The organism is Anabaena sp. EIM26 (genome assembly GCF_057568715.1).
The window spans coordinates 4,348,438-4,362,078 of the sequence record NZ_CM172472.1 but is presented as its reverse complement, the minus strand read 5'-3'; the positions used below and the strand labels follow the sequence as shown (position 1 = coordinate 4,362,078).

Here is a 13,641-nt window from a genome sequence, read left to right as displayed (position 1 = left end):
TGACTCCTGACTCCTGACTCCTGACTCCTGACTCCGAACTCCAAACTCCAAACTCCGAACTCCTAACTCCTAACTCCGAACTCCTAACTCCTAACTATTCTTCGGTCTTCGTAGTTGCTGAGAATTAATCGGGCCAAGGATTTGGTTGAGACTCTGCAATTGTTCAGCCGTACCCATACAAATTAAAGTATCTCCTGGCATTAAAACTGTATCTCCAGTTGGCCCACCGATCAGATTGCCATCAGTACGACGAATAGCTAAAACTAAAGCCCCGGATTGCGATCGCAATTTCGCTTTTTGCAAACTTTGTCCTACAAAAGGACACATAGTCGGGTCAAGTAAAAATTCTTCCATATATAACTGGCGGTCTGCACCAGTCAAAATCCCATCCACAAAGTCCAAAACTTGAGGTCTAAGGGCTGCTGCTGCCATTCGCTTACCACCGGTAATATAAGGGGAAATCACCGCATCTGCACCGCCTCGTTGTAACTTTTTCAAAGCTTCTTCTGTACTTGCCCGTGCGATCGCTCGAATACCAGGATTTAATGTTTTGACAGATAAAACTATATATAAATTTTCCGCATCAGAAGGAAGTGCAGCCACAATACAAATTGCTTGTTCAACGCCAACTTTCAGCAGCGTATCATCTAAAGTTGCATCACCTTGATATGCAGTGTAACCCTCTGCCTGCGCCCTTTGTACAGATTCCATCTCCGCATCAATGACAACAAAATTCACCCCTTCGGCTCGAAACTCCTTGGCAATTTGTCGCCCAGTGCGGCTGAAACCACAAATGATGTAATGTCCAGAAAGGGATTCCATTAAGCGCCTTTGTTGCCGTAGTCGAATTCCTTCTTGAAAATAGCCTTGAATTACAGCTTCTGTAAATCTATTGACAATGTAACCGATATTAACTACACCCATCAAAATCAAAGCAATTGTAAATAACCTGCCGCGACTACCTAGCGGGTGAGTCTCGCCATAACCTACAGTTGCCAAGGTGATCACAGTCATATAAGCTGCATCTTCCCATGACCAGCCTTCCACCAACCAATACCATAAAGTCCCAATGAGGAACACAAAGCCAAGGGCCACTGCCCCAGCCATTAATTCTTGTTGAATCCGTTTATATTTTTGCTCAAGGGTAGAATACACAAATTTTTTTATTGCTGACACTCGTTTGAGGATATCTGAGCGTTAAGCTAAGAGAAAGAGATATTTGCGGGAAATAATTAGAAATTTTCAGAAATTTTTAATTATTTATAAAAAACTAGTAGAGTATACGATAAAGGATTTTCAGGAGGAGCGGTAGTGAGTTTCCAAACTCTAGTTGAACAAGCCACGATCCCCCCAGAGTCAGGTATTATGCCATCTACACCTTTCGATGCGGATAGCTTCAACGAGGCTGTCATGTCCACATACGCCCGGTTTCCATTGGCTTTAGAACGGGGCGCGGGCTGCCGTGTGTGGGATACCCAGGGTAAGGAATATCTGGATTTTGTTGCCGGCATAGCTACTTGTACTTTGGGACACGCCCACCCAGCAATGGTAGAAGCGGTAACACGCCAAATCCAGAAACTGCACCATGTTTCTAATTTGTACTATATTCCCGAACAAGGTGAATTAGCCAAATGGATTGTTGATCATTCTTGTGCTGATAGGGTATTTTTCTGCAACTCTGGCGCTGAAGCCAACGAAGCAGCAATTAAACTAGTACGGAAATATGCTCACACGGTTTTAGATATTGCTAACCCGATCATTTTAACTGCCAATGCCAGTTTTCACGGACGGACTTTAGCCACTGTTACTGCCACCGGACAGCCCAAGTATCAAAAGTACTTTGATCCTTTAGTACCTGGTTTCTACTATGTAGATTACAACGATATCAGAGCAGTAGAAGCAGCCGTTACCGAATTAGATGAAGGTAATTATCGTGTTGCGGCAATTTTGATTGAACCATTGCAGGGAGAAGGTGGTGTACGTCCTGGGGATGTTGCCTACTTCAAGAGGTTGCGTCAAATTTGCGATGAAATCGGCATTTTATTAGTATTCGATGAAGTGCAAGTGGGAATGGGACGCAGTGGCAAGTTATGGGGATATGAACATCTGGGTGTAGAACCGGATATTTTCACTAGTGCGAAGGGACTAGGTGGGGGTATTCCTATCGGTGCAATGATGAGTAAGAAATTCTGCGATATTTTCCAACCAGGGGAACACGCGAGTACATTTGGCGGTAATCCTTTTGCCTGCGGTGTGGCTTTGAGTGTCTGCCAAACCTTGGAAAAAGAAAACATTTTGCAGAATGTGGAAGAACAAGGCGCACATTTGCGAGAGGGATTAAGAGCGATCGCTCTCAAATATCCTCAGCATATCTCAGAAGTGCGCGGTTGGGGTTTAATCAACGGCATGGAAATCAAAGCAGATGTTCCCTTAACTGCACCTGAGGTTGTTAAAGCTGCTATGAATGAGGGTTTATTACTCGTACCCGCAGGGCCAAAAGTAGTCCGATTTGTACCTCCTCTCATTGTCACAGCAGCAGAAGTCAATCAAGCATTGCAAGCTGTAGAAAAGGCATTAGCTAAAGTTGCAGCATAATTTGTAATTCATAATTCGTAATTCATAATTCGTAATTTAAGAATTATCAATTACGAATTTTTTTCTAGCGTAGAGATTAAATTCCTAACTTCAATTTATTTAAGTATTAACCAAGCACTAACAAATAATTTCAGGTGAATTATCATGAAATGCAATAAGAAATTTGTTTGGTATTTCAAGGAGAGAACTTCTATTTACCTAGATGACTGTAATGTTCTAGATGGAGGGGAGCTTTTCCAATTTCCTTCGGAAGCAGAAGCAGAAGCTTTTTTTGACCAATGTGTTCAAAAATTACTAGCAGAGGGTTGGCGCGAACAATCTATTGCCAACGACGAAGAAAACAAAGATTTTACACTATATCAAGTATATGAAATGTATTTAGGATTGCAATCACGGCTAGATGAATTTGCTAATTCAACCGCCAAACCTTATATAGAAATAACTGCACATTCAACAACAGAAACTACTTTATGGCAAAGTAAATTTGGCGGTTTACCTTATTTTCCTAAACATTTGGAATATCCCACAAGCCCAAGAGGTATTCCCCTTAATCTTTTAGCACAAATCAACTTTGCAGAAACTCCTAAAATAGAAGATTTACCCGAAAAAGGCATTCTTCAGTTTTATATTGAAACATCAGAAGAAACAACCTTTGGACTAGGAGATAATCCGCAATTAGCCCAAACTACTTTTCGAGTTCTATACTTTCCTGAAATAGATTTAAATATTGATAATTTACTAAATAATTTTGATTTTTTGCCAGAATTTGTGGGTCCATTAGAAGAACAATTTTTAGCTTTGAAGTTCGCTGTCAACTCTCATCCTATGTCTGTTCATGATTATCAGTTTAAGGAATGTTATAAAAGATATTTTTCTATCTTTCAACAGAGTAATTTAACAGAAGCTATGAAGATGTCTTTAGAAGAAATGGCTGATGATTTCAGATATGAGTATAGAGAAAAATATGAACATTTATTCCAAGGACACCAATTAGGAGGATATCCAAAATTTGTACAGGACGATAGACGTTGTTGTTTTATGCAAGAGGAAGGTTATGACTTTCTGTTATTCCAAATGGACTCTGAGGATGATGACTCCATTATGTGGGGAGATATGGGTGTAGGTCACTTTTTTATTCAGCCTTCTGCACTCAAACGTTTGGATTTTTCTAAGGTTCTTTACACCTATGCTTGTAGTTGAAAAACGTTATAGTAATTTTGTTGGATGCATAAACTGTGATGATGGCATATTTAAAGACACAACAAACTAGTAAACAACCTTCTTTTTTTTGCTATGATTTTGCTAAAAAATCTCATATCTAATATTTTTTTATTTCCAAAATATTGAATTCAAATTTTTTAGAACATTTCCGGTTAAGTTTTATGAAACGCAATAAAATATTTAGATTAAATTCATTCAGAACTTCTATTCATCTAGACGGCTGCAATGTTACACATGATCAACAACTTCATGAATTCTCTTCTGAGACTGAAGCAGAAGCTTTTTTCAATCAAAGTATTCAAGAACTACTCACACAGGGTTGGTGTGATAGCGAATCTATCCCAGTAGACGAAAATGACAAAGATCTTACCCCAGATGAATTATATGAAATGTTCTTAGACTTAAAATCTCGTGTAGATGAATTTGCCACGGCAACTGCCAAACCCCATATCAAAATTACTCCATATTCAACTCCAGAAACTACCTTATGGCAAAGTAAATTTGGCGGTTTACCATATTTTCCTAAACATCTTACCTATCCCACAGCCCCAGATGGTAATCCCCTGAATCTTTTAGCACAAATCAACTTTGCAGAAACTCCTACTTTAGAAAGTTTACCAGAAAAAGGTATTCTTCAGTTTTATATTGAAACATCAGGTAAAACAGCATACGGAATAGATTATGCTCTGCCATTGGCACAAACAACTTTCCGAGTGCTTTACTTTCCTGAACCAGATTTAAATATTGATAATCTACTAAATGATTTTGATTTTTTGCCTGAACCTAGATGTTTTCCATTACAAAAAAAACTCTGTTTAGCCTTGAATTTTTCTATGCAATCAACTCCTATGAGTACATGGGATTATCGTTTTATATCCTTAGTTAAAAGCTATTTTTCTACCATTTTCCAACAGAGTAATCTCACTGAGGCAATAGAAAATTCTTTAGAAGAACTGGTAGATGATTTCATGGAAGAATATATAGAAAAATATGAATACTCACTAGAAGGACACCGTTTAGGTGGGTATCCCCAATTTGTACAGGAAGATGAGCGTCATCTGTTGTTAGAAGAAGAAGGTTACGATTTTCTGTTATTCCAAATGGACTCTGATGATGATAACTCAATAATTTGGGGAGATATGGGAGTTGGTAACTTTTTTATTCAGCCTTCTGCACTTAAACGTTTGGATTTTTCTAAGGTTCTTTACACCTATGCTTGTAGTTGAATTAACCCATAATTGTAGAGACGTTCCATCGAACGTCTCTAAGCTCAAGAAAGCTAGGTTTTAAAGTGCCGAATCACTTCAGCCACAGACCAAGCTTGTGCGATCGCACCTCTTGATATATGCGGTGCATCACCATCGAAAATTTCCGAAATTGAACCCAAACAACCATCAGAGAGAAAGTGATTAATTAGCGGTTCCCAGTCAAAAGGTATCGTTTCCTCCGGGTAAAAACGTTCCCAAGCTCGGATATATGCACCAATTAACCAACACCAAACAGTACCTTGATGATAAGAGCGATCGCGCTTTTCTGAATTTCCCTCATATATCCCTACATATTCTGGATCACCAGGATCAAGACTCCGCAAACCATAAGGAGTCAACAATCGAGCAGTGGCTAAATCTAAAACTTGGCAACTTTGCTGTTGCGAAAAACCGCAATGGTGCAAAGATAAAGCCAAAACAGCATTAGGGCGAATTTGCGAATTCCGTCCATCATCTGGATCAATAAAATCATAAAAATAGCCTAATTGCGGATTCCAGAACTTTTGTAACGAAACTTTTACCTGTTCTGCTTGCTGTCTATAGCGTTGTGCTTGATGAGTTAAACGCACAGAATTTTCTATATCTATTTGGCTCAAACGTTCAGCCCATTGACTCAACCAACATAAAGCCGAATACCAAAGAGCATTGATTTCTACAGCTTTCCCGCGACGGGGTGTCACCGGTAATCCCCCAACTACCGCATCCATCCAAGTCAAAGCTACACCATTAGCATCCCAACAAATTAGCCCATCAGTGGCATCAAGTTGAATATTGTAGCGAGTTCCACCAACAAAGGCTTTGTGAATTTGCTGGACAACGGGAAATTGCTCTACTAAAAACTGCCAATCTTGAGTAGCTTCTAAATAAAGTCCTAAAGTTTCAATCCACCACAATGCGGCATCAATACTGTTATAAAACGGTTCGCTATCAACATCAGGAAAGGCATTGGGTATGAGTCCATAACGACAATAACGCCCAAAAGTTTTTAAGAGTCCTTTTGCTATCTCAAAACGCCCTGTAACTAAAGTCAATCCTGGTAAAGCAATTAAAGTATCTCGTCCCCAATCATTAAACCAGTGATATCCTGCAATTACTGTGGGGCCAGCAATGGAAGCACGATAAACAATAAATTGATCACTAGCTTTAAGTAGTTTTTGCTTAATAGGTGATTGGTGAGTAAAGGATGAGTAATTTTCCCCCCTGCCTCCTGCCTCTTCTCCTCTCCAGCCGAAAATTTGCGAAAGTCTCTCTTGTTCTGCCTCCACGGCTTCAGAAAAGCTATCGGGAGAGAGAATTGGTTGCTGGGGGTCAGGTAAACCTACTTTTGCTTCTAGGGTGAGAATATCTCCTGGTTGGAGATTAACTGTTAAATAGCCTGGACTATAAAGGTCTTCGCGATCGCATAAACCCCGTTTTTTTTCTTCTGGTAAACCATAATTCCAGTACCAAACTCCATCAGCTTGATACTCTCCTTTTGTCCAGCGTAGATACCAAGGTGTACCAAATTGTCCGCAATTGTTCGCTTGTAGACAAACTAGCTGTGGACTCACCAATTGGGAAAAATGTAATTTCTCGCTTTCATTTTGCTGCTGATGAAAATCGCGATCGCCTATCAACAGTCTTAACCTTAAAATCCCCGCTTCTTTACCCTCATACCGATACTGAATCAAAATCCTTTGAGCATTGATATTTGGTAATTTATTCTCCCTTTCTCCCCCCACAAACCCATAAGGCATCACTAACTGTCTAGTTAACTGCCAGTTTTCTTCACCCCAAACCCATTTAGGAACTGGGTTAATATCGAAATGGCGTAGCATCTCATAGCCTGTTGGCTCAATTTTTTGACCACTGTCCCAAAAATTTGTCCCCAGTGCTATCACTTTACCGGGTATTTCTAAGCTGCCTTCTAAATGGGAAAACAGTAATTTGCGCCCAGAAGGTGGATTTGTTGCCGCAAATAGCCATCCATGATAAGTCCGTGTATGCACATCCGCAACTGTACCACTAGCAAAACCACCTAAGCCATTGGTTAGTAACCATTCTCTAGTATCTAAATTAGTCATTGGTTACTCAAAATCGTTATGAGTATGATATAGTTGTAACAGATCGTAATTAAACTGTGACAAGCTTAGATGGGTGAGTTGTAACTTATCTAAAGTCCCAAGCTAAGAAATGGATATAAGTTAAAGGAGAATCAGGTTAATGACGCTCACTTACGGAACAGTAGACTGCCTCCGGGTTGGTCAGCAGGCTCCCGACTTTGCAGCAACAGCAGTGCTAGACCAGGAATTTAAAACGATTAAACTTTCTGAGTATCGGGGTAAATATGTTGTTTTATTTTTCTACCCCTTAGACTTTACCTTTGTTTGCCCCACGGAAATTACAGCATTTAGCGATCGCTACGAAGAATTCAAGAAGCTTAACACAGAAGTTCTCGGTGTTTCCGTTGATAGCGAATTTTCCCACCTAGCTTGGATTCAAACAGATCGTAAAGCCGGTGGTGTTGGTGACTTAAACTATGCCCTAGTTTCCGACATCAAGAAAGAAATTAGCGCTGCTTACAATGTTCTCGACCCCTCAGCAGGTATTGCTTTGCGCGGTTTGTTTATCATTGATAAAGATGGTATCATTCAGCACTCCACTGTTAACAATTTAGCTTTTGGTCGCAGTGTTGAAGAAACTTTACGTACATTACAAGCTATTCAACACGTTCAAACTAACCCGGATGAAGTTTGTCCTGCTGGTTGGCAACCTGGAGAAAAAACAATGGTTCCCGACCCAGTTAAGTCCAAAGTTTACTTCGCAGCAGTTTAAGGAATTGGGGACTGGGGACTAGGTATTGGGTACTGGGTAAAAGTTTTTCCCAATTACCAATCACCAATCCCCCATGAATTCTTAATATTTAATTATTTATGTTGACATCAACAGATTTTACTGGCTTATTCAATGAGCGATTCTTTCGCAACCTGTTACCAAAACCAGCATTAGATGAATTTAGAATAGGGGTGGGAACACCAGATTTTAAATTATCTGATATTACAAATAATCGCACCTTAAAACTATCTGATTATCGAGGTAAACAGCCTGTCTTACTGGCTTTTACCCGGATTTTCACAGAAAAACAATATTGCCCTTTTTGCTATCCCCATATTAAAGCCTTAAATGAAAATTATGAAGAGTTTAAGAATCGGGGTATAGAAGTTTTGATGATTACAAGTACCGACAAAAAGCAAAGTCAAATAGTTGTCCAAGACTTAGGCTTAAAAATGCCCTTATTAAGCGACCCTAGTTGTCATACATTTCGGACTTATCAAGTAGGACAAGCTTTAGGAGCGCCTTTACCAGCACAATTTGTATTAGATAAAGATGGAAAATTGCTTTATCGGCATTTATTTTCATTTTTAGATCACAATGCCACTGTAGAAAGATTGTTGGAACAGTTTAATTAAGGTAGAGTTCAAAGTCGGCATTGCGATCGCTTGATTGCAAGTCCATCATAGCAAACTACCCAAACGACACCAGAGATGATAAAAGGGTTTGGGATAATGTTAATGGCAAAGGTGATATAAGTAGGTGGGCATAAATATTTATCGTTGAGACAAGGCAGGAGGCAGAGGGCAGGAGGCAGAAGGGAAGAGGTTTTTAGGCAAATTTACATTTCGTTGCATACTTTAGTTTTTTAGTGTCTACCTACTTAGTTTCAGTTTTTGACTTCTACTGAAAAATCCAGGTACAAGACGGCGTAAATACGCATCCCTTTAACAGCCTTCTGCCTCCTGCCTCGCCCGAAGGGGAAATTTTTCATTAAGAATTAAGATTAAGATAAAAATCTGGGATTGACTGTGTATTCAGCAATTTTACAGAATTAATTGCAAAAATTTAGCCCTAAATTTGTGTCTAATAGGACTTACGCAAGATGTGCATGAAAACCTGATTATTACGTAACAGTAATTCATGTAGCTTGCTTGCCCGTTGCGGTATTATCGCTACTTTCGTTCTGTTTTGCATAAGTCCTGTCTAAGTATAAAGACGCAAAAAACCGTAGAATGTAAAAAAAGTAAAGTTGCCCAAAAACCTTTTCCCTTCTACCTTCTGTATTCTGCTTTGTTATAACAACAATTTTTAACCCAGCCTACTTCACAAAAAATTACGTAAATATAGCTATAAATATAAACTGGCTTTCTTGTACAAAATTTATCCTATCTCCTACTTAAAATACTTTCACAATTGCAGCCAATAGTCTTCACTTAATCTTTAATAATAAATCCGTACAAGTACAGTATATTTTTATATCAATAACCATCAAAATAATATCATAGAGCTTCGAGAGAGATTAATCTTTTACGGCTTGCAAAATTCAAATCATAGACAAGACAGATAATCCTTGTGTCTAGGTCTTTGAAGTCATAAATCCAGCTTATTTATAGCTAGGTTTTGAGAAAAAATCCGTTTCCATCCAGTTGATATTTATTTAGAGGTTACTTGTTAGAATGCTGCAAAAATTATCCTTGGCTTTACTGGGAATAACTGCTGTGGTCATGAGCGCAAATCCAGCTAGTGCTGTTAGCATGATAGAAAGCCCCGGTATGTTCTCTACTTACTCTGATACCAAAACCATCACCTTTGATGACGGCACAGCAAATGACCCAAATGGTTTTGTTACCTACTCCAATATCACTACTAATATTGTTCAAGGTAGTGTATCTAGTCAATATGCTTCACCTTATGGGGATGATACAAAATATCTAACAATTTCTCCATTAGGTAGTAATGTCGCAGGCGACAGTGGGTTTGTTAATATTAAGTTCAAAGAAGCTGTTGATTACTTCGGTTTTTATGCCGGCTCATTGGATAGTTACAACTTTATTGACATTTACAACGGTAATCAGTTGTTAAAGTCTTTTAGTGGCTCAGATGTGCCAAATGCTGTAGCTGATGGTGACTGGACTAGCACTAAATCTAATAAGTTTATCAATCTTGTTGGTGACGCAGGTGAAAAATTTGACCGAGTTGTGATGCGTTCAGACGGTGTTGCCTTTGAAACAGATAACCACGCCTATAGATTAGCTAATAGGAGTGTTCCAGAATCTAACATGATGTTAGGTGTATTGGCAGTAGGTGCTTGTGGTATGACTTCATTATTCAAACGCTTACAAAATAAAGTGACAGTGAAAGGGTAGATTTATAGATTTATTTGGTAAGCGTAAAAATTAAATATGAGAGTGCTGAGATTCTCAAATCTCAGTTCCCTAATTTATAACTGCTATGTGTGTAACCTGACATAGCAGTTTTTTAGTTTAACGAAATTAGTTCAGTTAAGAATTGGTTATAATTTAACTTGTGCCAAATGACTGCGGGGATGATAGGTACGGATAGCCCGGATTTTTTCATAATATTCCCTCTCTTGCGGACTGAGGTCTTTTGGAGGTGCGATCGCAACTTTCACAAACTGATCACCACGTCCACCCTTAGCCAGAGGCCAGCCTTTACCACGTAAGCGCAGGGATTGACCAGAGCGTACTCCTGCGGGCAACTTCACATTGACATTACCATCGGGTGTGGGTACATCAATAGCAGCACCCAAGGTAGCCTCATCCGGTGTAATTAGCACTTCGCAAACTAAATTATCACCCTCAAGTTGGAAAAAAGAATGGGGTTGCAATTCCACCTTTAAATACAAATCTCCCCGTTGTTGAGTCATGGGGTTGATTTGACCTTTACCCCGCAGCCGTAGACGAGTCCCAGATTTAGCCCCGGCAGGGATGCGAACATCAATTGTTTCGTTACCTAAACCGAAGCGTTTTTGGACACCTGCAAAAGCTTCAGCAAAAGTTAAGCTGATCACAGCTTCGGTATCTTGGATAGCACTAGCACCTGCATCTTGAAAACCAAAATCATTAACACCACCAAAACCGCCACTGGGTCTACTTGTAGAAGTGCGATAAGAGTAACTTTGTTTTCCTGTGCGTGGGCCAGCACCACCAAATAACTCATTGATAAAATCATTAAAGCTGCCGTATTGACTGAAGTCAAAGCCACTCATATCAACACCAGCACCACCTCCAGGGAAGCCTTCACCAGCCTGTTTCCAGTATTGACCATATTGGTCGTACTTTTTGCGCTTATCTGGGTCAGAGAGAACTTCGTAAGCTTCATTAACTTCTTTAAATTTTGCCTCTGCTTGCTTGTTACCTGGGTTAACATCCGGGTGAAACTTGCGGGCTAGTTTACGAAAAGCTTGTTTAATTTCTTCTGGAGTGGCAGTTTTACTGATTCCTAAAATTGAGTAATAGTCTTTGAAGTCGGTTGCAGCCATCTACCAGCCTCCTGTAAAAATTTAGGTTATGTTTTTTTCTAAGATATTGAGATTGACTGTTTGCCAGATATAAGGGCAAAAGATTCTGATATTAAATTAACAAATAATATGGGAAATCAAGTGTGGTTGTCGCTCACAGTCTCAGCGCAATTCCCGTACTCTCACCAATCTGGAAAGCAAATCAGTCTATCTAGTCCTTCTTCTAAGCTGGGGGGCGCATCCCGGAGTTGACGGTGCATTCGCAAAATAATTTCTTCAGGAACCTGGCGATCGCGTTTTTGATTACGTACTAAACACATCCAGACTGGAGTTCTCACCCAGATCCCAGTAATGTGTGTAAAGCCCAAATCACGGGCTAATTCTATGAGTTCACGGCGATTTCTCCTTTGGGCGTTGGTGGCATCGAAAATAGTGGGGATACCTACAGTTGTAGCTTGCTGAAATTGCCGTTCTATTTCCCGCCAAATCAACAGCCATGTCCCCTGAATTGCTTCTGAACCAAAGAGTTGCCCCCGGATGGCATCTGTAGAAATTAGCTGCATCTGGGGGCATTGTGTCAGTAATTGTTTTGCTAATGTTGACTTACCGCTACCAGGAAGACCAATCAGTAAGAAAAGTACCAAGTATTGAGTACTAAGTACTGAGTGCAAATTTGGGAGCGTTGAGTGAGAAGTTAGGAGTGAAGAATAATTAGAAGTTTTATCCATAATTCAATTACTCATAACTCATAACTCATCACTTTTAGATAATTGTACCGTCAGCAATTACAGCATTTTTGAGGACAACTACAATACCACTCCGGATGAAAAAGCCTTGCTTTTCACGTTCGGCTTCCTGCACATTGTCTTTATTGATAATTTTCACATCGTGACCAATGCGGGCATTTTTATCAATGATGGCACGGCGAATGATGGTATCTGTACCAATGCCTACAGGGATGTCACCTTGTTCTAGGCTACATTGGCGTTCTACAGACGGTTGGTAATAATCTGCACCCATAAGTAGGGATTCTTCAATCACACATCCTGACTCAATCCGCGATCGCACTCCCAACACTGAATGCTGAATCCGGCAATTTTTCAAAATGCAACCTTCACCAATCATTGATTCGGTTATTTGGCAATTTAGCAGCTTTGAAGGAGGTAAATACCGCGCACGGGTGTAAATTGGAGATTCCTCATCGTAGAAGCTAAAGGGCGGCATTGGTTGCTGGGTTAGAGCTAAATTGGCATTATAAAATGCTTCAATTGTTCCAATATCTTCCCAATAGTCATCGAAGAGATACGCCTGGACGTTGTGATCCTTTGCCGCATCAGGGATAATTTCTTTGCCAAAATCAGTCCGTTCTAAAGATTCTTTCAATAACTTGATCAAAACATCTTTTTTAAAGACATAAATCCCCATAGAGGCGATATATGGCTGTAATTCGGCTTGTTCTTTTGTCAATCCCAGCACGGTCGTATCGACACGCATTTGGGCTAAATCGTCACCCTTGGGTTTCTCACTAAAGTCAATCACCCTACCTGCATCGTTGATTTTCATCAAACCAAAATCCGAAGCACGGCGATCGTCAATAGGAATCACAGAAAGAGTAATATCCGCATTAGTATCTCTGTGACGCTGGATAAACTGGCGGTAATCCATGCGATATAGGTGATCACCAGAAAGAATCAAAAATTCTTCTACATCCCAATCCTGTAACATCCAGATGTACTGACGCACCGCATCAGCCGTACCTTGGAACCAGTTAGGGTTTTCTGGTGTTTGCTGTGCAGCCAGCACTTCTACAAAACCTTCGCTGAAACCACTAAAATTGTAAGCACGAGCAATGTGACGATTCAGAGAGGCTGAGTTGAATTGTGTCAACACATAGATTTTAAAAATTTCTGAATTGATGCAGTTGCTAACAGGGATATCTATTAAGCGGTACTTACCAGCAACTGGTACTGCTGGTTTAGCACGGAGTTTGGTTAGCGGATAAAGCCGAGTACCCGCACCCCCACCAAGAATGATTGCTAAGACTTTTTTCACAAAATTTCTCCGAACTGCCTTTCAACTCTCATCTACAGTTTAGGACTGTATGTGGCAGCTGATAAGGGGGGATCAAAGAATCTTGCGAAGGAATTTTTGAGAATGCTGTTGGTAATGAATAACGTTACTAAATCAGAGAGAATATTAGAACATTTGTATTAATAAATCAGAAAACTTCATCAAAATCTCTGTTTCTGGATTTCAATAACG

Annotated in this window: 11 protein-coding genes; 6 read left to right on the top strand and 5 right to left on the bottom strand. The window is 39.9% G+C overall.

All coding sequences use genetic code 11. The features are described from left to right. Positions 1-90: 90 nt before the first annotated feature. Complete coding sequence (locus AC012T_RS18850) at positions 91-1,155, bottom strand: potassium channel family protein (RefSeq protein ID WP_487060266.1); 1,065 nt, start codon at positions 1,153-1,155, stop codon at positions 91-93. A 156-nt stretch (positions 1,156-1,311) separates the two neighbouring features. On the opposite strand from AC012T_RS18850, the gene AC012T_RS18845 reads away from it, so the two are divergent. The 3 genes from AC012T_RS18845 (at position 1,312) to AC012T_RS18835 (ending at position 5,042) form a co-directional block, all read left to right on the top strand. Continuing rightward, on the top strand, positions 1,312-2,595 hold the full coding sequence (locus AC012T_RS18845) for an acetylornithine/succinylornithine family transaminase (protein ID WP_487060265.1): 1,284 nt from the start codon (positions 1,312-1,314) through the stop codon (positions 2,593-2,595). A gap of 144 nt (positions 2,596-2,739) precedes the next feature. Then, positions 2,740-3,795 (top strand): YwqG family protein, encoded by a 1,056-nt coding sequence (locus tag AC012T_RS18840; RefSeq protein WP_487060264.1) that lies wholly within the window; start codon positions 2,740-2,742, stop codon positions 3,793-3,795. Positions 3,796-3,977: 182 nt separating this feature from the next. Continuing rightward, positions 3,978-5,042, top strand: a complete 1,065-nt coding sequence (locus tag AC012T_RS18835; protein WP_487060263.1) for a YwqG family protein — start codon at positions 3,978-3,980, stop codon at positions 5,040-5,042. Between the two features lie 53 nt (positions 5,043-5,095). Here AC012T_RS18835 and AC012T_RS18830 read toward each other — a convergent pair whose 3' ends face one another. After that, positions 5,096-7,147 (bottom strand): amylo-alpha-1,6-glucosidase, encoded by a 2,052-nt coding sequence (locus AC012T_RS18830; protein WP_487060262.1) that lies wholly within the window; start codon positions 7,145-7,147, stop codon positions 5,096-5,098. A gap of 139 nt (positions 7,148-7,286) precedes the next feature. On the opposite strand from AC012T_RS18830, the gene AC012T_RS18825 reads away from it, so the two are divergent. From AC012T_RS18825 to AC012T_RS18815, 3 genes are all read left to right on the top strand, one after another. Next, on the top strand, positions 7,287-7,898 hold the full coding sequence (locus AC012T_RS18825) for a peroxiredoxin (protein WP_438891548.1): 612 nt from the start codon (positions 7,287-7,289) through the stop codon (positions 7,896-7,898). 98 nt (positions 7,899-7,996) lie between these two features. After that, complete coding sequence (locus AC012T_RS18820; RefSeq protein WP_487060261.1) at positions 7,997-8,533, top strand: peroxiredoxin family protein; 537 nt, start codon at positions 7,997-7,999, stop codon at positions 8,531-8,533. A 1,041-nt stretch (positions 8,534-9,574) separates the two neighbouring features. Then, positions 9,575-10,264: an Npun_F0296 family exosortase-dependent surface protein gene (locus AC012T_RS18815; protein WP_487060260.1), complete on the top strand. Its 690-nt coding sequence runs from the start codon at positions 9,575-9,577 to the stop codon at positions 10,262-10,264. Between the two features lie 146 nt (positions 10,265-10,410). Here the strand turns inward: AC012T_RS18815 and AC012T_RS18810 are convergent, their stop codons facing one another. From AC012T_RS18810 to AC012T_RS18800, 3 genes are all read right to left on the bottom strand, one after another. Then, entirely contained in the window at positions 10,411-11,400 is a 990-nt protein-coding gene (locus AC012T_RS18810) for a DnaJ C-terminal domain-containing protein (protein WP_487060259.1), read from the bottom strand. 161 nt (positions 11,401-11,561) lie between these two features. Further along, entirely contained in the window at positions 11,562-12,107 is a 546-nt protein-coding gene (locus tag AC012T_RS18805; RefSeq protein ID WP_487060258.1) for an AAA family ATPase, read from the bottom strand. 34 nt (positions 12,108-12,141) lie between these two features. Beyond that, complete coding sequence (locus tag AC012T_RS18800; RefSeq protein ID WP_487060257.1) at positions 12,142-13,431, bottom strand: glucose-1-phosphate adenylyltransferase; 1,290 nt, start codon at positions 13,429-13,431, stop codon at positions 12,142-12,144. Positions 13,432-13,641: the final 210 nt, after the last annotated feature.